Genomic DNA, 24028 nt, shown 5'->3' with positions numbered 1-24028 from the left:
TCACACCTCGTACGAAGACAACGATGAACACGCGCCGCACTTGCCGCAACCGGCCTTGATGTCGCTCGAACGCAGACTTGCTGCCGAGAGCATCGCACCGAGCGGCTGCAGCACCGACTTCATGAAGTCGGGCGTCGGCGCCGGATGATCTTCGAGCGGTGTGCCGCTGATCGGCACGAACGGCACCACGAACGGATACACGCCGAGTTCGATCAGTTCGCGGGACATGCTCAAGATCGCCTCGGCGCTATCGCCCAGTCCCGCGAGAATATAGGTGCTGACCTGGCCGCGTCCGAACACCGCCACCGCCGCCTTGAACGCCTCCAGATAACGTGACAGCGGCACGCTCGACTTGCCCGGCATGATGCGTTCGCGCAAGGCCGGCGTGACCACTTCGAGATGCATGCCGAGCGTATCAATGCCGCTGGCTTTCATGCGTGCGAACCAGCGGTCGTCGTCGGGCGGTTCACACTGCGCCTGGATCGGCAGATCGACGGCGGCGCGGATTGCAAACGCGCTTTCGCAGAGGATCTGCGCACCGCGGTCGCTGGTGGGCGGCGTGCCGGTCGTCAGCACCATATGCTTGACGCCGTCGAGCAGCACCGCCGCGCGCGCCACTTCGGCAAGCTGCTCTGGCGTCTTGCGCGCAATCGTGCGGCCTGCCGCGAGAGACTGGCCGATTGCGCAGAACTTGCAGGTCTTGCGGCGGCTCTCGTAGCGGATGCAGGTCTGCAGCACCGTCGTCGCCAGCACATCCGCACTGTGCAGCGTGGCGATATGCGAGTACGGCACGCCGTCGAGCGTCTGCATGCCGTAAAAACGCGGCGCCTTCGGAAAGCTGATATTGGCAATCGGGATCGTGCCGCGCAGCAGCGCACTCACGCCGCCCGCATCCGCCGGCGCGGCGACGAACGGCGAGTGCCACGCCGTGTTGGTATGCACCGGCACCATGATGGTCACGCCGTCCACCGTCACGGCCTTGTGGTCCGACGGCCCCGCACCGCCGCGGCGGCTGGCGACGCCGGTACCCGGATCGGCAAGCCGCAAGCCCACCGACTGCAACTCCGTCATCAATTGCCGGCTAGCGGCCGGCAAGGTCTCGTTGGCGTTCATCGCGGCATCCCACGGTTGAGTTGAAATCGGGACCGGCGTCGCCGGTTGGAGGTGTGTCAAAGACAGAGGCAGCGGCAGAAGCCGAAGCGCCCCACGGCGGCATCGGCGACACCGTCGTAGCCGGCCGTTCGTTGATCGCAAGACTCAGCAGTTCCGGCCGCGCGTAGTGGCCGACCGAATCCATCATGCGTTTGCGTTTCGTGATCAGCGCCATGTCCAGATCCGCGATCACCATGCCCTCGCCTTCGCGCAGCGGCGCGGCCAGATGCTGGCCTTCAGGCGAGACGATTGCCGTATTGCAGCCGCCGCGCAGCGCCTTCTGCAGATTCGTGTCGCCGGTCACCGAGGCGATCTGCGCTTCGGTCAGCCAACCGGTTGCATTGACAACGAAGCAGCCGGACTCCAGAGCGTGATGACGGATCGTGACTTCGATCTGCTCCGCGAAGATCGGCCCTACCAGCGAACCCGGAAACTGGCTGCAGTGAATCTCCTCGTGCTGCGTCATCAGGGCATAGCGCGCGAGCGGGTTGTAGTGCTCCCAGCAGGCCAGCGCGCCGACCCGCGCGACCGCGGTCTGCACGACCTTCAGCCCCGCCGCGTCGCCTTGCCCCCAGATCATCCGCTCGTGGAAAGTCGGCGTTATCTTGCGGCGCTTGAGCAGCAACTGGCCGTCCACGTCGAAAATCAGTTGCGTGTTGTACAGGCTGCCGTAATCGCGCTCGTTGACCCCGAGCACGACCACCATGCGATGCAGGCGCGCGCGTTCGGCTACGGCCTGCGTCACCGGACCGGGCACCACCACCGCCTCGTCGTAGAGCCGCATATGATCGGCGCCGGAAGCCACCGGCGGCCGCACGAACGAAAAGTACGGGTAATACGGCACGAAGGTCTCGGGAAACACGATCAGTTGCACGCCTTCGCGTGCGGCCTGATCGATGGCTTCGCAGACCTTGTCGAGGGTGCCGTCGCTGCGCTCGAAGTCCGGTGAGATCTGGACCGCGGCGGCACGAACAATGCGTTTTTCAGACATGGTGGGGGCCGCCTGTGCTCAGACCGTCCAGGTGTGGATGATCAGTGCGTTGTCCTTGCGATGCAGAAGCTGAATATCCAGCACGTCGAGCGGACTGATCGGGCGAATGCCTTCGATCAGCGAGGCTTCGCCGTGGCCATACAGCGCCTGCAGCGCGAAGCGGCAGGCATACACCTTGCCGCCCTCCTCCATGAACTTCAGCAACTGCTTGTTGAAGTTCAGATGACCGGGAAACGCTTCATCGCCGAGCGTCGGAAAACCGCGCTGCAAGCCGAGCGTGACACCCGGACCGTACAGGAGTACTGAGGTCTCGAAACCTTTGCGTTGCAGGCGCGTGGCCTGCAACAGATTGACGAAACCGATCGAGCCTTCGAACGCCACCGTATGAAACGTGACGAGCGCCTTTTCGCCCGGCTCGGCCTTCACGTCCTCGAAGACCTTCTCTTCGTAGTCGACGAGGTAATCGCCCTTCTGATGCAGCGGTTTGTTGACGGCTGGCATGGCACTCTCCAAAGTGGTTTGCGTGAACAGGTATGTCGCGTGGTATCCGGTAGCGCTGCATGACTTCTGCGCCGCTCCCACTAACGCAACGCCCGTGCCACTCGACGACGCCGCCCATGCGATCACTTTCCAATCAAACAGACGATCATTCGTTAAGCGCCGCGAAAATTTTTTTGGCCCGAAGGTTGCGTATAGCCCACGCCATCAGGGAATGCGGCCTTGCGGGCCTTGATCGCACCAGCCGGGTGCGATCTTGCTGGTGCTCATGCGCAGGGCCGGTGCAGTCATTCACCAGATACGATCAATCCGATCATTGCAGGCGATCACTTTTCGAAGGCCAAGCGAGGCATCGGCGAGGCTTTTTAACCGTCATTCATTTGCGCAAAAACGATGAGTAGCCCGACACATCACTGGATCAAACGCCTCGCCGAAATCCGCAAACCCGCTTACCTGGCGATTCCCGATCTGATCGAAGAAGACCTCGCCACCGGACGCCTGCGGCCGCGCGACCGCCTGCCGGGTCTGCGCGATCTGGCCGACGAACTGGCGCTCAACTACACCACGGTGGCGCGGGCCTATGCGGAGGCGAAGAAGCGCGGCCTGCTCGATTCGCGGGCCGGCAGCGGGACTTTCGTGCGCGGGCGCACGGCGACGCTACCGCTGTCGGGCGGCAGCAGCATCGAAATGACCATGAATACGCCGCCTGAGCCGGCCGAGTACGCGGCGCGTCTGCGCGAGTCCGCGGCGCGTTTGATGGCGGCGAGCGATCCCTACCAGTTGTTGCGCTACCAGGACTTCGGCGGCACGCCCGCGGACAAGGCAGCCGGCGCCGAATGGCTCAAGCGCCGCTTGCCCAACTGTTCGGCGGACAACGTGCTGGTCTGCCCCGGCATTCATAGCGCACTCGTCGCGCTGGTCTCGCAACTGGCACGGCCGGGAGCGATGATCTGCCTCGACACGCTCGCCTATCCCGGCATCAAGGCGATTGCCGCGCAACTCGGTGTGCGCTTGCAGGCGCTCGCGCGCGACGACGAAGGGCCGCTTGCCCATGCGTTCGAAGCGCTCTGCAAGACCGACAAGCCGAGCGCGTTCTATTGCAATCCCACGCTGCAGAATCCGAGCACCTTGACGCTCACGCACAAGCGGCGCGAAGCGCTCGCGGATGTCGCGCTGCGCTACAACGTGCCCATCATCGAAGACGACGCCTACGCGATGCTGCCGCTGCAAGCGCCGGACGCGCTGGCGAGCTTCGCACCGGAGCTGACCTACTACGTCACCGGCTTGTCGAAGAGTCTCGGCGCCGGCTTGCGGGTCGCCTATCTGCAGGCGCCAACCGCGCGCCAAACACAGCGCCTCGCGGGCGCCCTGCGTGCGACGACGGTGATGGCAAGTCCGTTTACGGTCTCGCTCGCCACCCAGTGGGTCAACGACGGCACGGCGCAGGAGATGCTCAACGCGATTCGCAGCGAGTCGAAGGCGCGTCAGGCGATTGCCGCGCGCGTACTCGGCGACGGCGCTTACGACGCGCACCCGGAAGGCTTTCATCTGTGGCTGCCCATCTCGGGCGTCGGCGGCTGGAGTTCGTCCGAACTGGCGCTGCAGTTGCGCAACCAGGGAATCGCCGCGGTCGCCAGCGCCGCCTTCTCCACCGACGGCAATCCGCCCAACGCATTGCGCGTGTGCCTCGGCGGTTCGAAGAATCGCGAAGAATGCGAAGAGGCGCTGCGCATCATCGCGGAGACGCTCGAACATCCGCACCATCTCCATTCGGCCATCATGTAAGAGCGAAACGACGCGATATCTCCAGACAAATACAACGCGTATTCTTAGGCACGCATTGAATACCGGTCCGCTCGCGGCAAAAATGTCCCGCGCGCCGTCCAACGCCTGAAGTGCCCTGCTACAGGCACTCAAATGCGTTCTGTAACGCGCGGAAAGCACCCTCGCTCACACTCCCGCCTCAAGTCCACTCCAGCGCCGCCGTATACCCGGGCGAGGCGTGTCGCCTTATCGACTCCTGCTCACCACCGAAAGACGCCCACCATGTTCTCATCCATTCGCGCGCGTATTGTCGCCCTGTGCGTCGCCATCGTTGTCGTAGCGCTCGCCGCCAATACGGGGCTCAACTACTTCGTTGCCAACGGATACAACACCGCTTCGATCGACGACAGCCTCACAGCCGTCGAGAGCGGTCACGTGGCAGGCATCAACCAATGGGTTGCCACCAATAGTCAGATGATTGACTCGTTGCAGGGTCCCGCGCTACAGCCCGATCCGATACCGACGTTCAAGCTGATGGCCAGCGCCGGAAACTTCGCTAACGTCTACGCCGGTTACGCCGACAAGACATCGAAGTTCGAGGACCCGACCGGCATCCCGTCCGACTACGATCCGACCGTCCGCCCCTGGTACAAGCAGGCGCTGGCAGCAGGCAAGCCGACCGTGTCGCAACCTTACGTGTCCATCGCCAACGGTCGTCTGGTGGTGTCCTTCGTCTCGCCGATGATTCGCGACGGCGTCGTGAAGGGCGTGGTGGCGGGCACCGTCGAAATGGGCAGCGTGATCGCCAACATCAAGGCGATTCATCCGACACCCTCGAGCTTCGGCATGCTGGTGAACAGCAGCGGCCAGATCGTCGCGCACCCCGACGCGAAGCTGATCCTGAAGCCCGTCACCGATCTCGCGCCGGATCTCACCGCCGACAAACTGGCGACGCTGACGACGCTCGATCATCCGCTGCCGGTCGAGATTGGCGGCAGCACCAAACTGCTGCGCGCGCAACCGATTGCCGGCACCGACTGGATCGCGATCGTCGCGCTCGACAAAGCCGAAGCGACCGCCGGCATGCGTTCGCTGCTGACCACCTCGATCATTGCGCTGATCGTGATTGCCGGCATCGCCGCGGCGATCGTGGCGGCGGTGACCGCCGTGTCGTTCCGGCGCCTCTCGCAGGTGCGCGATGCGATGGATGCAATCGGCTCCGGCGAAGGCGATCTGACCCAGCGCCTGCCCGCGGTCGGCGAGGATGAAGTCGCGCAGATCGCGCGTTCGTTCAACAGCTTCATCGACAAGCTGAGCCGCGTGATGCGGCAGATTCGCGACGCCAGCGAGTCGGTGCGGGTGGCCGCCAACGAGATTGCCGCGGGCAACGTCGACCTGTCGGGCCGCACCGAATCCGCCGCCGCGAGCCTGCAGCAAACCGCGGCGTCGATGGAGGAAATCACGGCGACGGTCGGCCAGTCGGCCAGCTCCGCCAAACAGGCCGACGACACCGCCGCATCGGCTTCGCTCGTCGCCTCGCGCGGCGGCGTCGTGATCTCCGAAGTGATCACGACGATGCGTGAAATCGAAAGCGCCTCGGTGAAGATCGCCGACATCATCGGCGTGATCGACGGCATTGCCTTCCAGACCAATATCCTCGCGCTCAACGCGGCGGTCGAAGCGGCCCGCGCCGGCGAACAGGGCCGCGGCTTCGCGGTGGTGGCCGGCGAAGTGCGCAGCCTCGCGCAGCGCAGCGCGCAAGCCGCCAAGGAAATCAAGGGATTGATCGAGTCGACGGTCTCGAGCGTCACCTCCGGTTCGAACCAGGTGCGCCACGCGGGTGAAACGATGACGGAGATCGTCAGCAACGTGTCGAACGTGACGACGATCATTTCCGAAATCACCCAGGCCGCCACCGAACAGACGCGCGGCATTCAGGAAGTCAATCGCGCGGTGTCCCAGCTTGACGAAATGGTGCAGCAGAACGCGGCGCTGGTGGAGCAATCCACGGCCGCAGCCGCCGCGCTGCAATCGCAAGCCGCCAGTCTCGCGACGGCCGTCACCCAGTTCCGGCTCGATTGATCCGAGGGTTTCATACCCTCAGCAGGTCTAATTATCATTATGGTCTTTCCGGACTTGCGGCGCACCGCACCGTGCCTTAAAGTCCGGCCGGGGTTTCTGCGGCTCCAGCCGCCGCGCCGATGTCACAAGCGTGGGCGCGAGGCGGCGATCCGCATCACGTATCAGGAGTCGGTGTGTCGTTTTATCGAAATATGAAAATCGCCGCCAAGCTGGCGCTGCTTGGGGCTGTGCTGCTGGCGGCAACGATGGTCGTCGGTCTGGAAGGATGGCACGCGCTGTCGAAGACGCACGCGCTGCAGATCGAGTCGGCCCAGACGCTCGAGCAGTACAGCCGTGCGGCCGACACCGCGCGTGTCGCCCAGGTCGAATTCAAGAAGCAGGTCCAGGAATGGAAAGACCTGCTGTTGCGCAGCAGCGATGCCGCGGCGCTCGCCACCCACCAGCAGGCTTTCGTCGCGCAAAGCGACAAGACCACCGCAGCGTTGCAACAGCTCAGAAGTCAGTTGAGCGCGCTGGGTGTCAACCTCGACGGCGTCGACAATGCCATCGCAACGCACGCCTCGCTGCAAACCAGCTACCTCGATGCGCTCAGGCATTTCGATGTCGCCGACGCAAACAGCCCGCACACCGTCGACGCCCTCGTCAAAGGTATCGACCGTCCCCCGACTACCGCGATCGATGCGATCGTCGCCTCCGTCATGCAACAGGCGCAGGCTTCGGACGAGCGCATCCAGCAGACCTCCGAAGACGCCTATCGCCTCGCCTGCACGCTGCTGCTGGTGGTCGTGCTGGGTGCACTGATGCTCGGCGTGGCGGCGATCGGCTTCCTGAGCCGCAGCATCACCGGGCCGGTCCGCCAGGCGGTCGGGGTGGCGCAAGCGGTCGCCGCCGGCGATCTGCGCGCCGACGTCGAAGTGACGGGCACGGACGAAACCGGTCAGTTGCTGGTTGCCTTGAACGATATGAATCATCGCTTGCGTCATATCGTCAGCGAAATCCGCGAAGGCGCCACTACGATTTCCTCCGCCACCCAGCAGATCGCAGCGGGCAATCTCGATCTGTCCGCGCGCACCGAACAGCAAGCCGCGTCGCTCGAAGAAACCGCGGCTTCGATGCAGCACTTCACCGATTCCGTGCAAACGAACGCCGCCCACGCCCGCAATGCGACCGCACTCGCGCAAACCGCGGCGCAGGCGGCGCGCGACGGCGGCGTCGTAATGAGCGATGCCGTGCGTACGATGGAGCAGATCAACGCGGCGTCGAAGCGCATCGTCGACATCATCGCGGTGGTCGAAGCGATTGCCGCGCAGACCAACATCCTCGCGCTCAACGCGGCCGTCGAGGCCGCTCGCGCCGGCACCCAGGGACGCGGCTTCGCGGTGGTCGCCAGCGAAGTGCGCAGTCTCGCGCAGCGCTCGGCGGACGCGGCCCGCGAGGTCAAGGCGTTGATCCGCGAGTCGGTGGCGACCATCGACGCCGGCACGCAACTGATCCAGCGCGCGAGCCATACGATGGATGGCGTGGTGGAAAGCGCGGGCAGCGTCACGCGCATTGTCGAGGCGATTGCCACCGCCACGGTCGATCAGGCCACCGGTATCGCCGAAGTGAACGACGCGGTCAACCAGATGGACCAGGTCACACAGAGCAACGCGGCGCTGGTCGAACAGGCCGCGGCGGCCGCCGATGCGGTGCAGAGCAAAGCCTCGGGCCTGGTGCAGAGCGTCAGCTTCTTCCGCCTCGGCGCCTCTGCCTGACGAAAGTGAAAGCGGCACGTCAATAATCCTTCATGAAGCGCTGCTACGGTAGCGCGGTTGTCCTGCAAGTCCGTCACAACTATTCCCCCAATGCCGTACGGAGACTACAGATGCAAACCGCCACCGGTGCTTGCGCGCCTTCCCGTTTCAATTCGCCCCTCACGTCCCGTCTGACTGCCCGTGCCGCGCTCAAGGCACGCACCCCGCTGCTTGCCTTGACCCTGCTTGCCGCAAGCGTGAGCGCCTACGCACAGCAGTTTCCTTTCGAAGGTGAAAGCCCGTTCTTTCCAGGCTTGCTGGTGGTGAGTCGCAGCGTCTACGACAATCTGTCGGGCAACGTCCAGCCGGGCACGATCCTGCCGCCGAACTGCGCCAACACGACGGGCGGCTGCAGCGCAGCCACCGGCGCCACGAACGACGGCACCTATCCGTACGTGTGGAACAACGTGCTGTACGACGCCAATTTCGGCGTCACCTCGCGGATCTATCTGGATCAGTTGACGCCTTCGGGTGCAATCGTCAGTTCATTGGAAGTGCCAAACAGCCTGCATCAGGGCAATGCGCAGGGCCAACTCGTGACGAGCTTCAGTTCGAAGTCCGAACTGGCCCTGCACCTGTCGACCGATGGCCGGTATCTGAGCTTCGTCGGCTACGTTGCGCCGGTCAATGCGCTCGACGTCTCGAATGCGAACACCCCAGGCGTGGTGGATCCGACCAATCCGGACGGGCAGAACTTCTATCGCGGCATTGCACTCGTCGACCGCGCGGGCCATTTCCGCTTCACCGAAACGAACGCCTATAGCGGCGATAACGGACGCGCTGCGATTCTGAACCCGGGTAACGGTCACGACGGCGTGTTCTACACGACCGGCAACGCCGGCAATGGCGCGAATCCGCAACCCAACGGCATCATCGTCGGCACCGGCGCGCAGATCGTGGACCCGTCGAAGCAGCCCGAGGCCCAGCAGAATCCCGGCACGCCGACGCCGCTCGGCAGCTTCTCGGTCACCGAACTCGGCGCCAAGGCCGACAAGATCGGCAAGGACGACAATTTCCGCGGCATCACGATTTACAACAACGTCCTGTACTACACCAAGGGCAGCGGCAGCAACGGCGTCAACACCGTGTACTTCCTCGACACCACCGGGACGGCCTGCCCGTCGGGTACAGGTGTGCCCGCAGCGAATGCAACGCTGCCCACCACCGCGCTCGCCTACACCGCCGCCACACTGCAAACGAGCGGCCTGCCCAGCAACATGTGCATTCTGGCAGGCTTCCCGTCGACGCCCAACAAGAGCGCCACCACGCTCGCCTACCCGTTCGGCCTGTGGTTCGCCAATGCCACGACGCTTTACGTCGCGGATGAAGGCGACGGCTACACGGGCGGCAGCGATCTCTTCACGCATGCCGCCGCGCAGACGGGCGCCGGTTTGCAGAAGTGGATCTATAACGCTACGGCGAAGAAGTGGACACTGGCCTATACGCTGCAGGCCGGTCTCAATCTCGGCACGCAGTACACGGTGCCGGGTTACCCGACCGGTTCGAATCCGGCCACGGGTCTGCCCTGGGCGCCGGCTACCGACGGGCTGCGCAGCCTGACCGGCCGCGTCGAAGGCGACGGCACGGTGACGCTGTGGGCGATTACGTCGACGGTGAGCGGCGACGGCGACATCGGCGCGGATCCGAACCGGCTGGTGGTCACGCGCGATCTGCTGAAGAACACCACCGCAGCCGCGGCCGCCGGCGAGAAGTTCGTCACGTTGCGCGGTGCGGGCTTCGGCGAGGTGCTGCGCGGCGTGTCGTTCGCGCCGGGCACCGATACGAATGGGCGGTTCTAGGCGCCCCACGGCGCCATGCGGTTGACGGCTGGCGTGGGCGCTGCCCGCGTCAGCCGTACCATTCACTCACGCGCCCGCAGGCGGAACGCGGCGATTGTTTCGTTCAGTTGCCGTCCCTGATCCTCCAGCGAACGGGACGCCGCCGCAGCCTCCTCGACGAGCGCCGCGTTTTGCTGCGTGACGTCGTCCATCTGCGTGATAGCCAGATTGACCTGGGCGATGCCCCGGCTCTGCTCGTCGGATGCGGCCGCGATCTCGCCCATGATGGACGTCACCTGGCCGACGGCATGCGTGACTTCCGACATGGTTTGTCCGGCTTCGCTGGCAAGCGCCGAGCCCTGATGGATCTTGCCGACCGACGCGCCGATCAGTTCCTTGATCTCCTTGGCCGCGCTCGATGAGCGTTGCGCGAGACTGCGCACTTCGCTCGCCACCACCGCGAAGCCGCGGCCATGCTCGCCGGCGCGCGCCGATTCGACCGCCGCATTGAGCGCGAGAATATTGGTCTGAAACGCGATGCCTTCGATGATGCCGGTGATATCCGCGATCCGGCTCGAGCTCTGGCTGATATCGCTCATCGTCACCACGACGCGCTCCACCACGTCGCTGCTGCGGCGCGCCACGTCCGACGCATTCGCCGCCAGCGAACTGGCATGCCGCGCGTTGTCGGCATTCTGTTTGACGGCGGAGGTCAGCTCTTCCATGCTGGCCGCGGTTTCCTCGAGTGCGGCGGCCTGCTGTTCAGTGCGGGCCGACAGATCGGCGTTGCCCGCCGAGATCTCGCCGGTCGCGACGCGCAGCGTCTCGCTGTTGGCGCGAATGTTCAACAGCACGCCATTGAGTTTCTCGACGAAGGCATTGAATTGCGCGGCCAGCACGCCGACCTCGTCGTCGCTCGTCACCGGCAGACGTTGCGTCAGATCGCCGTCGCCCGAAGCGATGTCCTGCATGCCGTTCGATACCTGGCGCAGCGGCGCGGTCAGCTTGCGGCCGAGTGCGGTGGTCAGTGCCAGCGCGGCGGCAAGCGCAATCAGGCCTGCTGCAATCAGGATCGCGCTCAGGCGATTGGCCGACGCCATCATCTCGCGGTGCGGAATCAGGCCGATGTATTTCCAGCCCAGCTCCGGCGACGTATAGATGACGCCGTCGTATTGCGTGCCGTCGATAGCGACCGACTGCGCGCCGTTCGCGATATCCGCGAGTTCGCGATAGCCGTCGCCGAGGTCCTTGAGCGGCTTGAAGTTATGCGACGGCTCGCGCGGATCGACCAGCACCGTGCCGCTGTCTTCGACCACCATCAGATAGCCGGTGTCGCCGAAGCGCACCTGGCCGATCATCTTCGCGAAGCCGTCGAGCGAAATATCCATGCCGAGCACGCCGAGCGCTTTGCCCTGGCTGTCCTGAATGGTGCGCACGAAGCTGATGATGACGTTCTTGTCGCCGCCCGAGTTCGCGTAAGCGGGTGTGCGGCGCACCTCGCCGGCGGCCTGGGTGCCCTGGGTGAACCAGGGGCGTTCGCGCGGATCGTAGTGATCGCTGGTGAATTTGCCCTTCGGCCACTGCACATAGCCGCCCCACTTCGTCCCGATGTAGACGTATTGCAGATCGGGATGGCTGTCGCCGAAGCGCTGCAGCAGATGGAAGATATCGGTCTCGACACCCCCGTTGGTGTCGGGCGTCATCTGGCCGCCATGGGTCAGATAGTTGCTCACCGATTCATTGGCCGACTGGACCAGCGGCGTATCGGACAGAAACACGACGTTGTCGTGAATCCGCTTGAACGTGTCTTTGAGGCTGGCGTCGATCTGGCGAATCTGCCCATTGCTCGCCTCGTTGAAACTGTCGACCGCCTGGCGGCGGACATTGAGCGTGGCGAACAGCGTGATGGCGAGAATCGTGGCCGCGAGCGCCGCGCCGAAAATGAGGCTCAGTTTGACTGCAATGGAGCGCATGCCCATGCGAAGGACTCCGTCCGGAAGGCGGTGAATGAGTGACGGCAAGCGGCCCACACGCGGCAATGCCCCGGACGACCGGGGTTCTTGAGCGCCTCCGTTGCACAACGTGCGCTAAAAGGGCCTACGTGTCGGCGCTGCTTGCGTCTCTCTCGCCTATTACGGCTTCCTTTCGCCCCGACTGAACGGGATTCATTTTTAATAATTGACTGATGCCGCTGCGGCGCGCGTTGGAGCGTCCGCTACCGCTAGGCCTCGAAGTCCAGGCCACCCAGCAGCATTTCGGCTTCGGCCTGCGTATGGGAGCGGAAATCCAGTTCGCGCGCAAAGTGCCAGGCGTCGAGCTTGCGCGGCAGCGCGTTCAGGTAGCGCGAAAAGCGCGTCTCGCCGTCTTCGTCCATCAGGCGCTCGATTTCGTCGCTGTCCCAGGTGAGGTGCAGATTGAGCGCGTGCGGATAATGACGCAGCGCTTCGATGGGCTCGGCCCACACCCTGACCCGCGTAGGGTGGCCGTGGCCCTGATAGGGCAAGACTTCCGCGTGGACGCCGGTGTCGAACAGGCCAGCGAGAGTGGCGGCGATACGGGGGGCAAATTCGTGGTCGAACCTGGCTACGGTCTCCGGATTCATGCGGGTCTCCATCTCGCTCGGCAAATCATCGTAGCACGGGGGCTGGGTGCGGCGGGCCGGGTGGACGGGGTGGGAGTGGTGACTGAGTGGCGACCGGGTTGCAACTGAATTGCGCCGGAGCGGCAACGCGGCAGCTTCATGGTCGAGCTTTCGCTTGTTGCGGTGGCAACGGTTTTCTATAATCCGCGGCTGGATTGAATCTCGAGGACGGTAGATGCTGCAAACACGTTTCGCCATGCTGGCGTTGAGCCTTGGCGCACTTTCGACTCACGCGCAGGCTGACGACCTGATCGCCATGCATCCGGGTGTCATGTGCACCTCCGCCGATGCGCTCTCGCGGCTCACGCTGCCGGGCGGCGACAGCCGCACCCATGCAGCGGCGCCGGAACCTCAGACGCAGAGTCTCGCGGCCTCGGGCGGCTGCATCGATATCAAGCCGGGCATCAAGGTGACGGTGCAAAAAGCCTTTAAAAATACCTCGGTGGTGACCTATCGTGCTCCGGGTGCGCAGACGGATCAAACGTTCGTTATCCCGAACATCGATTTTGCGCCTGCTGCGGGGGATCGTACGCAGACGGCTGCGGCCGGCGTCATGCAAGCTTCGGTTCAGGCGGTCACGCAAGCCGCGCCGCATGCAGCGACTCCGGCGGCAGCGCAACCGTTAACGCTAGCGGCTACACCAACGCCACCGCCAGCCGCGCTGCACACCACCGCAGCCTCCGCCGCGACAACGCCCGCAATCGCACTTGCACAAGGCTATCGCGTCGCGCAGCGCCTGCCGACCGCCGATCGAGCCGGGACGTTCCTCGAGATTCTCGAAGACGCACGCATCACGCCCGAGTTGCACAAGACGCTGTGGCAAAGCGCAGCAAGCGCCGACGCGCTGCCCGAAGGCGTGAGTCACGCCCCGCTGCTGAACGCACAAGTGCAACTCGTCTCGGCGGCGGATACGGTACTCGCCAGCCGAAAACTCGACTATCCGCTCGCCACGCTAGAAGCTGCGCCGCTGCATGGCTTGCCTGCGTCTGCATGGTTCCTGACCATCGACGAAACCGCGCCCATGGGTTCGTACAGCGGGCCGGCCACGGAGATGCTGGTGCCGGCGCATAGCGGGCTCGAACCCGCGCGCTACGAATCGGCGCAAGGCGAGGCCGCTCCGCTTGTCCTCGCACGCACCGGCAAGGCCGACTGGAAAATCGTGCCGCCACGTTCAGGCGCGGGGGCGACCGAAGAGATCGAAGATGTTTTCTGCGCGCCGGCCGTGGATGGAAATAACTTCGTCACCACGTACCGGACGTACCGCTTCGTCGACGGCAAGTGGCAGGCCGCTTCGCGTCAGTTGCAAGGACTGTGGGAAAGCGACCGGCAGTTTCCGGCGCGGCCGGATTTTCCTTGAGTGCTAGCTAGCCGGACCGGCGGGGGTTGCGTGACTATGCCCCTGTCCTCACATGGGCGCACTACTCCGCCACCCCCTGCCCCTGCGCATAAACCTTGCACCCCGACCACTTCCCGTTGCAGTACTCCAGCGCATGCTGCGCCGCCTCTTGCGCCGAACGCTCGATCACGTCGGACGAGCAGTGACCGCCTTCGGCAATCACAAAGGCCTTGCCTTCATTGCGCGACGCGCCGTACGTATCGAAGCGCGTCTGGCAGCCGGGATTCAGACCCGCCGGCGCAGGTAAAGCGGCCAGCGCAGGCAAATCGACCACCACCGCGGTCGGCAGATTCAGGCGCTTCAGGAACGGCTCCACCGCCGGCCACCAGGCTTGCGCCGGCGCATCGTAGAGCAGTTCATGCCCGTCCTCGCCAAACGGTGGCAACACCGCGAGCTGCGCCGGCGCACCATGCGACGTGTAAGCGCTCAGCATCTGCTGGGCCAGCTCAGGGCTGAAATAGTGATCGTTCTCCGACCACACCCACTGGCTCGGAATCTTTGCGGTCGTGCCGTATTGCTCGACGGCGGCAACCAGTCGGTCCTCCTGACACACGTAGTCGGGGCGCAGCGAACCGCGGCCGCCGGCAAAATCCAGCATCCCCACCACGCCCTGCGGATTGCGCGCGGCCGCCGCTAGCACCGCAAAGCCGCCGGTCGACTTGCCGAGCAGGATCACGCGCTCGGGGTCCACCCAAGGTTGCGCATGCAACGTTTCCAGCGCGCCGAGAATGTCGTCGGCGGAGACCTTGCCCGCGCCGGGATAGTCCTCGTTGCGACACGAACCCAGGCCTTCCGCATAGGGTCCATCCGAGTGACCAAAGCCGCGCCGCAACACGATCACCGCCGCGTAGCCGCGCTGCGCGAACGCCACCGCGGCGTTCAGCAGCAGTTCCGGCGCACGGTCCACGACGCCCGCGCCGCCGCTGCGCGGCGTACCCGGCGTCATCAGCACGAGCGGCCAGCGGCCCGGCCGATCCGGCCGCACCACCAGGGCTTCGAGCGTGGGCTTCGCGCCGTCCGGCAAGGTGATCGGCAAGCCCATATGCTCGCGCACCAGACCGGGCAGCAGCGAAGCACCGGCCACCGTCACACCCGCGGCGCCGCTCGACGCCGGTTGCACCGCGGCCACCTGTTGCGCCAGCGCGGGCAGCGGCGCACTCGCCATCACGAGCCATAGCGCGTGAGTACGTAGCCATTGCAGCGCGCGGCGAAGCAGCGTTGCCTCACGCAACCGGATAGCCTGGGCAGTGTTGTTTCTCATTGTTGATTGCCTATGCGGATGTCGAGCCATGCGCCGGCGGCGAGGACCGTCCGTGCGACCTGGTCCGCAGTGTAGTCTGCGAAGCGGCTAGCGGTCTACGGTACGCCACCGCCGGCTGCGCGCGGGCGAGACGCAGCCATGCGCAACACATACGCGCACGTGGACCTGGCCCGACAATGCAGCCCGCCTCGCTCGCGCCCGCAACAAAAAAAGGGCCTACGGTCTGCACCGTAGGCCCGCTTCTCTCTCAGGATTCAGTATCGGCATTCAGCCCTCGGGAACCGCAAGGACCGCAACCGTCCTGCTGATCCAGACGCTTGCGCTCTCCCGTCCTCAGAACTTGTGGCGGATCCCGACCACCGCCACGTCCTGGGAGTTGCTACCCGAGTTCACGCCGAAGTCGCCGATCGACGCGTCCGCGTTCACCGTTGCGCCGCTCGAGTTCAAGGTCTTGCCGCTCGCCTTCTGGTAGCCGAACAGCGCATAGAGGTCGGTGCGCTTGGACACGGCATAGTCGGCGCCCAGGTTGGCCTGGTTATAGTGCGCCGACGACGGTCCCGTCAGCGACGTGTAGTTGTAGCCCACGCCGGCCCGCACGGCTGGCGTGAACTGATAGTTGAAGAACACCGAGCCGTTGTTGAACTTGGCCGTCTCGTGGAACGCGGAGAAGGCATCGCTGCCGTACTGGGTATTCGAGTACGCCGCGCCGATAGTCGCGGCGCCGATCACGTACTGCGCGCCCACCTTGGCAATCTGGATCGAGTTGGCGCTGGCGAAGCCCGAGTTGATCACCGTGTTGAAGAGGCTGTCCGAGCTGCTGGTCCAGGTGCGCAAGCCGTTGGTCAGCGTGTTGCCGCCGTTGGCGTAGAAATAGCCGGCGCCGAGCGACAGCGGCCCGTTCGCATAGGCCGCGCCCAGACTCCAGGTGCGGCCGCTGCCGGTCGAGCCGGCCACACCGCCCAGGCCATACAGCGCTTCGACCTGGAAGCCGCCGAAGATAGGGCTCACGTACTTGACCGAGTTGCTGACGCGCAAGCTGTTGTCGTAGTTGTCGAGGTCGCCCGGCGTGCCGAACACGCCGCCGAAGTAGTTGTCCTCGGTCAGCCCCTGAACCAGATCGACGATCGGATCGTATTGACGGCCGAGCGTGACGGTACCCCACGCGTTGCCGGTCAGGCCCACCACCGCCTTGCGGCCGAACTCGCGGCTGCCCTGGCCGAGCGCGCCGGTGCCGAGGTTAAAGCCGTTTTCCAACTGGAAGATCGCCGCGAGTCCGCCGCCCAGGTCTTCCGTGCCCTTGAGGCCCCAGCGGCTGCCGGAGATGTTGCCGCTCGCGAACTTGACCAGGGTGGACTGGTTCTGCCCGTTGCTGCTCTGCGCGTTATGCACATAGGCGATACCCGCGTCGACAATGCCGTACAGCGTGACGCTGCTTTGCGCCTGAGCGCCGGCGGACAGGACCAGGCCGGCGGGGATGGCCAGCAGAGAAAGGCGCTTCTTCATTGGATGATTTCCCGTAATCAGGTGTTGTTTTGATGACCGGGGTGAACGATAAGAGAAGCAGGCGGCGGCGAGAACAAAGGAATTCTTCGATCTATATGAGGCACGCGGATTCGCCCGCCCAGAAGACCGCGTGTGCTGGTTTCGACGCACGATCGGGGCAGACTCATTTATCATGCAAGCTTGCTGCAAGTCTCACGGTCGCGTCGCTTTTCGGGGTCGCGCCGGATAACAACCGGGCTTAAACTACCGGTGCCTCCCTCTTCACCCGAGCCGATGCGAACCATGTCGAATCCCGCTGCCCACCCCGCCGGCGTCAGCAGCCCCCGTGGACTCGCCCGGGCATGGCGGCGCGCGGACGCCATGCCAGCCGCCGCCTAGCGCCCCATGGTCTACCCCTCACTGCGCGACTGGCTGTTTTCCGTCAAGACCTTTGCGGCAGCGATGCTCGCCCTCTACCTCGGGCTCCTGTTCGAACTGCCGCGTCCCTACTGGGCCATGGCAACGGTCTACATCGTGTCGAATCCGTTTGTCGGCGCGACCCGTTCGAAGGCGCTCTATCGCGCGCTCGGCACGGCCCTCGGCGCCTCGGCGGCGGTTCTGTTCGTGCCGCCCTTCGTCGAGTCGCCGTATCTCTTCAGCGTGGTCGTCGCACTCTGGACCGGCACCCTGCTCTATCTGGCCATCTCCGACCGCACGGCGCGCAGCTACGTCTTCATGCTCGCGGGCTATACGATGCCGCTGATCGCGCTGCCGGCCGTGTTCAATCCGACCAATGTCTTCGACCTCGCCATCACCCGCACCGAGGAGATCCTGCTCGGCATCGTGTGCGCCAGTGTCGTCGGCGGCGCGGTGTTTCCGAACCGGCTCGCGCCGTCCATCGTCGAACGCACCGACGGCTGGTTCCGCGACGCCGTGTTCTATGCCACCGAGACGCTCTCCGGGCACATCGCCGGCGCCTCGATCTCGGCCTGCCGCCAGCGGCTCGCCGCCACCGTCAACGGCCTCGAGCTGCTGCTAAGCCAGCTCGCCTACGACCATACCCGGCCCGACATCCTGAACCGCACCCGCGACCTGCGCGGCCGCATGCAACTGCTGCTGCCCATCATGTCGTCGCTGGCCGATCCGCTGGTGGCCCTGCTCGGCGGCCAGCGGGAGCGTCCCGCCGGACTCGAGCCGCTGCTCGCCGACGTCGTCAAATGGTTCAATATGCCGCTGCGCCCGGCCAGCCAGGGCCGGCGCCCCGACCCCGAAGCCGACGCCCTGCGCGGGCGCATCGCCGCGTTGCAGCCGCCGTCCGCGGCACTCGCCACGTGGGAGGGCGCGCTGCTTTCGAATGCCTTGTGGCGCCTCGCGCAGCTCATCGATGTCTGGCAGGACTGCCGCGCGCTGCGCCACCTCATCACGGCGGAAGACGGCACCTGGAAGCCGCGCTTTCGTCACTGGCGGCTGGGCGGCACGGAACGTTATTTCGATCGCGGCATCATGCTGTTCTCGACCGCCTCGGCGGTCGGCGCCATCATCTTCGCGTGCGTACTCTGGATCAGCTCGGGCTGGAACGACGGCGCCGGCGCGGTCACGCTGGCAGCGGTGGCGTGCTGCTTCTTCGCGGGGCTCGACGACCCCGCGCCGCAAGTGTTCAAGTTCTTCACGGCCACCGCCGCCAGTGTCGCGCTGGCCGGGCTCTATCTGTTCGTCGTGCTGCCGCACGTCCACGACTTCCCGATGCTGGTGATCCTGTTCGCGGGGCCGTTCATTCTGGTCGGCACGCTGATTCCGCGGCCGCAGTTCAATCTCGCCACCATGCTGGTGGCTGTCAACACGGCGACCTTCATCAGCATTCAGGACGCCTACGACGCCGATTTCTTCGTCTTCCTGAACAGTAATCTCGCGGGGCTCGCGGGCCTGCTGTACGCCTTCCTGTGGACCCAGGCGACACGGCCGTTCGGCGCAGAGATCGCCGCGCGCCGGCTGATGCGTTCGAGCTGGGCGGACGTAGCGCTGAGCGCCTCGAAGCAGCCGATCGAAGATCAGCGCAATCTCGCCGCGCGCATGCTCGACCGTCTGATGCAACTGATCCCGCGCCTCGCCGCGACCGACGACCACCGCCATCCGTCCATCGAAAGTTTCCGCGACCTGCGCATCGCCTTCAACGCGCTCGACCTGCGCCGCCTGCGGCCGAAGCTGGGCGGCGAAGCGCCCGCCGCCATCGACGGCGTACTCGACGGTATCCGCGCTCACTTCGAAACCTGCATCTCCCGCCGCGGACGCCAGCAGGTACCCGAGAGCCTGATGTCCGCCATCGACGCGGCGCTCGCACGGATCGTCGCGCTGGGGCTGGCGAATGCGGCCGGTGCGGCGAATGCGCCTGATGCCGCGGGTGCTGCTGGCCCACCCAATGCGGCCGGCACGCCCAGCGCCCCCAGCAGCGCGGCGACCTCGGCGCGGCAACTGCGCGATGCGCTGCATGCGCTGGTCGGCTTGCGCCTGTCGCTGTTTCCGGCCACGATCGCTTCGTTGACGCCACCCGCTCCGCCCACCGAGGAACCTGCCGCCTGATGAGCCCTATGACCTCACCGCCGGGGTGCCGACCATGATCGGCGAAATCGACATCTTCGGCGTGTTCGTGCCGGCCATCCTCGTGCTGATGCTGGTCGCCTATCTGATCAATCTCGTCATCCGCGCGCTGCTGGCGCGCACCGGCTTTTACCGTCTTGTCTGGCACCGTTCCATTTTCGATCTCGGCATCTACGTGCTGGTGCTGGGTCTTGTCGTCATCGTTTCGCACCGGTTCATAACGTGAAAAAAACCTGGTTCTCCATTGGTCAGATCGTGCTGACCCTGATCGTCGTCGTGATCGCGGGCCTTGTGCTGTGGAAGCTGATCGACTACTACATGTTCTCGCCCTGGACGCGCGACGGTCGTATCCGCGCCGACATCATCCAGGTGGCGCCCGACGTGTCCGGTCTGATCACCGAGGTCGACGTCGTCGACAACCAGCAGGTCAAACAGGGCCAAACGCTGTTCCTGATCGACCAGGCGCGTTACACGCTCGCGCTGCAGCAGGCGGAAGCCACGGTGCAGCAACGGCGCGCCACGCTCGATCAGGCGCGTCGCGAAGATGTGCGCAATCATCAACTGGGCGACCTGGTGGCGCGTGAAGTGGCGGAAGAAAGCCGCTCGCGCGTCGAAACGGACGAGGCCGCGCTCGCCGATGCGCTGGTCGCGGTCAATACCGCGCGCCTGAATCTGCAGCGCACCCACATCGTCAGTCCGGTGGACGGCTATCTGAACGACCGCGCGCCGCGCACCGGCGAGTTCGCCTCGGCAGGCCGGGCGGTGCTGTCGGTCGTGGACGTGCATTCGTTCCGCGTGGATGGCTACTTCGAAGAAACCAAGCTCTCCAGCATCGATATCGGCCAGGCCGTGGACATCAAGATCATGGGCGAGCCGGGTGTGCTGCGCGGGCACGTGGCGAGCATCGTGGCCGCCATCGAGGACCGCGATCGCGCCGAAGGTTCGAACCTGCTGCCGAACGTGAACCCGGCCTTTAGCTGGGTGCGCCTCGCACAGCGGATTCCGGTACGCGTCGCGCTGGACGACATACCGAAGGATTTCCGCATGATCGCCGGGCGCACCGCCACGGTGTCGGTACGCGAAGTCGCGCCTGCGTCGGGGAAAGCGGCGAAGGCGGATGGTACGGCGGCGTCGGCTCAGGCGGCTTCGGTTTCGGGGGCTTCGGTTCAGGCCGCTGCCGTGCAACCGGCGGTGCAACCCGCGCTTCAGTCCGCCCCGCAAGCGGCTACGCAACCCGCAGCGAGCGCCGCGAAATGAAGCGCTCGCGTGCCTGCTCTCTTCTGCGGTCGACGCCGTTAGCGTCGCTGGCGCCGCTCGTGCCGCTGGTCCCTCTCGTGCTGGCGCTCGCCGCCTGTACCGTCGGCCCGAATTATTCCTTGCCGAAAGCCGCCGTCGTCAACGCGCCGTTCGCCGACGCGCCGTTGCCGGACGTCGACGGCCATCACGTATCGCAGCAACCGGTGCCGCCCGACTGGTGGCATCTCTATGACGACCCGGTGCTCGAGAAACTGGTAGGCGAGGCCCTGAAATCGAACACCGACCTGCGCGTCGCCGCGGCGAATCTCGCGCGCTCGCAGGAAGCGCTCGGCGTTGCCGAAGCGCAAGGCGGATTCTCCGGCGGCGCGGACGCGGCATTCGCGCGGGCCCAGGAGTCCGGGCAGCAATACCTGATCTTCGGCAAGATTCCGGTGTCGAACGAGGGCGATGCGGGCATCCACGTCTCGTATGAATTCGATCTGTTCGGCAAGCTGCGCCGCGGCGTGGAAGCCGCGAACGCAGAGAGCGAAGCGACCCAGGCGGCCGGCGATCTCGCACGCATCACCGTGGTGGCCGACGTCGTGCGCGCCTACATCGAGAACTGCTCGGCGGCGGAAGAACTGAAGATTGCGCAGCAGTCCCTCGCGCTGCAGAAGGAGCGCGTGGACGTATCGCGCCGCTTGCGCGATGCCGGGCGTGGCAATACGCCGGATGTGACGAGCGGCCAGACCCAGGTCGAATCGTTGACGGCCGACATCCCGCGCTATACGGCGCGGCGCAAGATCGCCCAGTACCAGTTGGCTATGCTGCTGGCGCGCGCGCCGTCGGATCTGCCGCCTGCGGTGCTCTCCTGCAATACGGTGCCGCAGATCAAGCAAGCGCTGCCGGTCGGCGACGGCGCCGCCATGCTCAAACGCCGGCCCGATGTGCGCGAAGCCGAGCGCCAGCTCGCGGCGTCGACCGCGCGGATCGGCGTGGCCACCGGCGCGCTCTATCCCACCGTCAGTTTCGGCGCCTCGGCGGGGACGGTCGGCCTTGCCGAAGATCTCGGTAACGCGCAAACCAATTATTGGAGATTCGGACCCCTGATCAGTTGGACCTTCCCGGCCAACGGGGCACGCGGTCGCGTGCGCGAGGCACAGGATGCGAGCACGGCGGCGCTCGCGCACTTCGACGGCGTGGTCCTCAACGCGCTGCGCGAAACCGAGACGAGTCTCGCCACCTACGTGGCCGATTACACGCGTGCCGATGCCTTGCGTGCCGCACTCAAATCGGCCACCGAGTCGGCCAGCGAAACGCATCGGCTCTACGTGGGCGGACGCGAGTCGTTCATCGCGGATCTGGATGCGACGCGCACGCTGACTTCGATCCGCTCGCAGGTGGCGGCGGCCGAGGGCCAGGTCGCGATCGATCAGGCGAATCTGTTCCTCGCGCTCGGCGGCGGCTGGGAAAGCAAGCCTCAGTAATTGATGAACGCCCGGGCGTGGCCGAACGTGTCTTGCACGCCCGGCCACGTGGCCTGGTTATCCCTCGTTTGCTTCGCGCTCAGCGCAGATTGGTCTTCGCCAGTTCGACGATTTCGTCGCCGCGCCCGCTCAGAATCGCACGCATCATGTAGAGGCTGAAGCCCTTGGCCTGCGCCAGTTCGATAGTGGGCGGCATGGCCAGTTCATGCCTGGACGTAACCACATCCACCAGCGCCGGCCCAGGATGCGCAAAGGCCTGCCGCAGCGCTGCCTCCACGCCTTCCGATTCCTCCACCCGGATGCTGTAGATGCCGGCGCCCTGCGCGATCGCGGCAAAGTCGGTCTTGCTGAGATCGACGTTGGTATCGAGGTAGCCGCCCGCCTTCAACTCCATCGAAACAAAGCCCAGCAGACTATTGTTAAACACCACGACCTTGATCGGCAGATCGAGTTGACGCGCGGTGAGCAGGTCGCCGAGCAGCATCGACAGGCCACCGTCGCCCGACAGCGACACCACCTGCCGCTGCGGATGGCCGGCCTGCGCGCCGAGCGCCTGCGGCATGGCGTTCGCCATCGAGCCATGATTGAACGAGCCGTGCAGTTGCCGCTTGCCGTTCATCGTCAGATAGCGCGCGGCCCAGAGCGTCGGCGTGCCGACGTCGGCGGTGAAGATCGCATCCTCGCTCGCCACCTGATCGATCATGCGGGCCAGATACTGCGGATGAATCGGCCGGCCCGGACCGGCAGGCGTGGCGAGATCGTCGAGACCCTTGCGTGCCGCAGCATAGTGCTTGCGGGCGTTGTCGACGAAGCGGCGCTCGCTCTTGTGCGTGAGCTTCGGCAACAGCGCCGCGACCGTCTCCTTGACCGTACCCACGAGACCGAGCGCCAGCGGCGCACGCTTGCCCAACTGCGAACCCTTGCGATCGATCTGCACGATCTTCGCTTCGGGCGGATAGAACGGCCGATACGGGAAATCGCAGCCGAGCAGAAGCAGTGTCTCGCACGACATCATCGCGTGATAGCCCGAGCTGAAACCGATCAGCCCGGTCATGCCCACGTCATACGGATTGTCGTATTCGATAAACGGCTTGCCGCGCAGCGCATGCACGATCGGCGCACCCAGCGTGTCCGCGAGCGCGACCACCTCATCGTGCGCCCCCGCTACGCCGCTGCCGCACATGATGGTCACCGCGTCGCAACCGTTCAGCATCGCGGCGAGGCGTGTCAGATCGGCGTCGGCCGGCACGATGGTGTGCGGCGAGCTATGGGTCCATTGCGCGGCTTCACTCGGCCCGTCGCTCAATGCGATGTCGCCCGGCAGCACGATCACGGCCACGCCGCGCTCCTCGATGGCCGTGCGCATGGCGCGTTGCAACACCCGTGGAAACTGCGACGCATTGGACACCAGTTCGACGAAGTGACTGCACTCCTTGAACAGTTCCTGAGGATGCGTCTCCTGAAAGTAGCCGAGGCCGATTTCCGTAGACGGAATATGCGCGGCGATCGCGAGCACCGGCTGCTGGTTGCGGTGGCAATCGTAGAGGCCGTTGATCAGATGCAGGTTGCCTGGGCCGCAACTGCCGGCGCACACAGCGAGCTTGCCGGTGGAGGCCGCATCGGCGCCCGCGGCAAAGGCCGCGACCTCTTCGTGACGGGTATGCATCCAGCGTATCGAGCCGAGCTGGTCGAGACTGTAGGCCAGTCCGTTCAGACTGTCGCCGGTGACGCCCCAGATGCGCTCGACACCTGCAGCAGCGAGGGTTTTTGCCAGAAAGTCCGCGATGGTATGCCGGGCCATACATTGCTCCTTGACGACAGCGTCGACCGAACCCTGCGCATAAGCGCGCAGTTCTGGGTTCGGTGAACTTG

At 65.3% G+C, this 24028-nt stretch carries 17 protein-coding genes; 9 read left to right on the top strand and 8 right to left on the bottom strand.

Annotated elements, in window-relative coordinates:
• The 3 genes from P3T42_RS05745 to P3T42_RS05735 are packed head-to-tail and all read right to left on the bottom strand — an operon-like array spanning position 1 to position 2644.
• Positions 1 to 1071, bottom strand: a complete 1071-nt coding sequence (locus P3T42_RS05745; protein WP_429305619.1) for an MSMEG_0568 family radical SAM protein — start codon at positions 1069 to 1071, stop codon at positions 1 to 3.
• Between the two features lie 10 nt (positions 1072 to 1081).
• Positions 1082 to 2143, bottom strand: a complete 1062-nt coding sequence (locus P3T42_RS05740) for a Nit6803 family nitrilase (RefSeq protein ID WP_074300093.1) — start codon at positions 2141 to 2143, stop codon at positions 1082 to 1084.
• Positions 2144 to 2161: 18 nt separating this feature from the next.
• Positions 2162 to 2644: an MSMEG_0572/Sll0783 family nitrogen starvation response protein gene (locus P3T42_RS05735; RefSeq protein ID WP_074300094.1), complete on the bottom strand. Its 483-nt coding sequence runs from the start codon at positions 2642 to 2644 to the stop codon at positions 2162 to 2164.
• A 390-nt stretch (positions 2645 to 3034) separates the two neighbouring features.
• Here P3T42_RS05735 and P3T42_RS05730 point away from each other — a divergent pair, with 390 nt between their 5' ends.
• The 4 genes from P3T42_RS05730 (at position 3035) to P3T42_RS05715 (ending at position 10079) form a co-directional block, all read left to right on the top strand.
• On the top strand, positions 3035 to 4426 hold the full coding sequence (locus P3T42_RS05730; RefSeq protein ID WP_429305407.1) for a PLP-dependent aminotransferase family protein: 1392 nt from the start codon (positions 3035 to 3037) through the stop codon (positions 4424 to 4426).
• Between the two features lie 261 nt (positions 4427 to 4687).
• The gene (locus P3T42_RS05725) at positions 4688 to 6487 is read left to right on the top strand and encodes a methyl-accepting chemotaxis protein (protein ID WP_429305406.1); all 1800 of its coding nucleotides are present in this window, start codon (positions 4688 to 4690) and stop codon (positions 6485 to 6487) included.
• Positions 6488 to 6660: 173 nt separating this feature from the next.
• Positions 6661 to 8241, top strand: a complete 1581-nt coding sequence (locus tag P3T42_RS05720) for a methyl-accepting chemotaxis protein (RefSeq protein WP_429305405.1) — start codon at positions 6661 to 6663, stop codon at positions 8239 to 8241.
• A gap of 110 nt (positions 8242 to 8351) precedes the next feature.
• Positions 8352 to 10079, top strand: a complete 1728-nt coding sequence (locus tag P3T42_RS05715; RefSeq protein ID WP_429305404.1) for a hypothetical protein — start codon at positions 8352 to 8354, stop codon at positions 10077 to 10079.
• Positions 10080 to 10141: 62 nt separating this feature from the next.
• Here the strand turns inward: P3T42_RS05715 and P3T42_RS05710 are convergent, their stop codons facing one another.
• Entirely contained in the window at positions 10142 to 12037 is a 1896-nt protein-coding gene (locus tag P3T42_RS05710) for a methyl-accepting chemotaxis protein (RefSeq protein ID WP_429305403.1), read from the bottom strand.
• Between the two features lie 242 nt (positions 12038 to 12279).
• On the bottom strand, positions 12280 to 12660 hold the full coding sequence (locus P3T42_RS05705; RefSeq protein ID WP_429305402.1) for a DUF5594 family protein: 381 nt from the start codon (positions 12658 to 12660) through the stop codon (positions 12280 to 12282).
• A gap of 214 nt (positions 12661 to 12874) precedes the next feature.
• On the opposite strand from P3T42_RS05705, the gene P3T42_RS05700 reads away from it, so the two are divergent.
• On the top strand, positions 12875 to 14056 hold the full coding sequence (locus P3T42_RS05700; RefSeq protein ID WP_429305401.1) for a hypothetical protein: 1182 nt from the start codon (positions 12875 to 12877) through the stop codon (positions 14054 to 14056).
• A 61-nt stretch (positions 14057 to 14117) separates the two neighbouring features.
• Here P3T42_RS05700 and P3T42_RS05695 read toward each other — a convergent pair whose 3' ends face one another.
• Together P3T42_RS05695 and P3T42_RS05690 are read right to left on the bottom strand one after the other, a co-directional pair.
• Positions 14118 to 15356: an alpha/beta hydrolase family protein gene (locus P3T42_RS05695; protein ID WP_429305400.1), complete on the bottom strand. Its 1239-nt coding sequence runs from the start codon at positions 15354 to 15356 to the stop codon at positions 14118 to 14120.
• 333 nt (positions 15357 to 15689) lie between these two features.
• Entirely contained in the window at positions 15690 to 16859 is a 1170-nt protein-coding gene (locus P3T42_RS05690) for a porin (protein WP_429305399.1), read from the bottom strand.
• A gap of 384 nt (positions 16860 to 17243) precedes the next feature.
• On the opposite strand from P3T42_RS05690, the gene P3T42_RS05685 reads away from it, so the two are divergent.
• The 4 genes from P3T42_RS05685 to P3T42_RS05670 are packed head-to-tail and all read left to right on the top strand — an operon-like array spanning position 17244 to position 22156.
• Positions 17244 to 19415 carry an FUSC family protein gene (locus P3T42_RS05685; protein WP_429305398.1) on the top strand — a complete coding sequence of 724 codons (2172 nt, stop codon included), beginning with the start codon at positions 17244 to 17246 and terminating at the stop codon, positions 19413 to 19415.
• Between the two features lie 34 nt (positions 19416 to 19449).
• Complete coding sequence (locus tag P3T42_RS05680) at positions 19450 to 19659, top strand: DUF1656 domain-containing protein (RefSeq protein WP_429305397.1); 210 nt, start codon at positions 19450 to 19452, stop codon at positions 19657 to 19659.
• Complete coding sequence (locus P3T42_RS05675) at positions 19656 to 20690, top strand: efflux RND transporter periplasmic adaptor subunit (RefSeq protein ID WP_429305396.1); 1035 nt, start codon at positions 19656 to 19658, stop codon at positions 20688 to 20690. Before P3T42_RS05680 ends, P3T42_RS05675 begins: the two co-directional genes overlap by 4 nt.
• Positions 20687 to 22156, top strand: a complete 1470-nt coding sequence (locus P3T42_RS05670) for an efflux transporter outer membrane subunit (protein WP_083640612.1) — start codon at positions 20687 to 20689, stop codon at positions 22154 to 22156. Before P3T42_RS05675 ends, P3T42_RS05670 begins: the two co-directional genes overlap by 4 nt.
• A gap of 79 nt (positions 22157 to 22235) precedes the next feature.
• Here P3T42_RS05670 and poxB read toward each other — a convergent pair whose 3' ends face one another.
• Positions 22236 to 23957, bottom strand: a complete 1722-nt coding sequence (gene poxB / locus P3T42_RS05665; protein WP_429305395.1) for a ubiquinone-dependent pyruvate dehydrogenase — start codon at positions 23955 to 23957, stop codon at positions 22236 to 22238.
• Between the last annotated feature and the right edge of the window lie 71 nt (positions 23958 to 24028).

Origin of the sequence: Paraburkholderia sp. GAS38 (assembly GCF_050434965.1) — a bacterium.
Classification (GTDB): domain Bacteria; phylum Pseudomonadota; class Gammaproteobacteria; order Burkholderiales; family Burkholderiaceae; genus Paraburkholderia; species Paraburkholderia phenazinium_A.
Note: the sequence above shows the minus strand (reverse complement) of the source record. Positions and strands in the feature narration are given on the sequence as shown.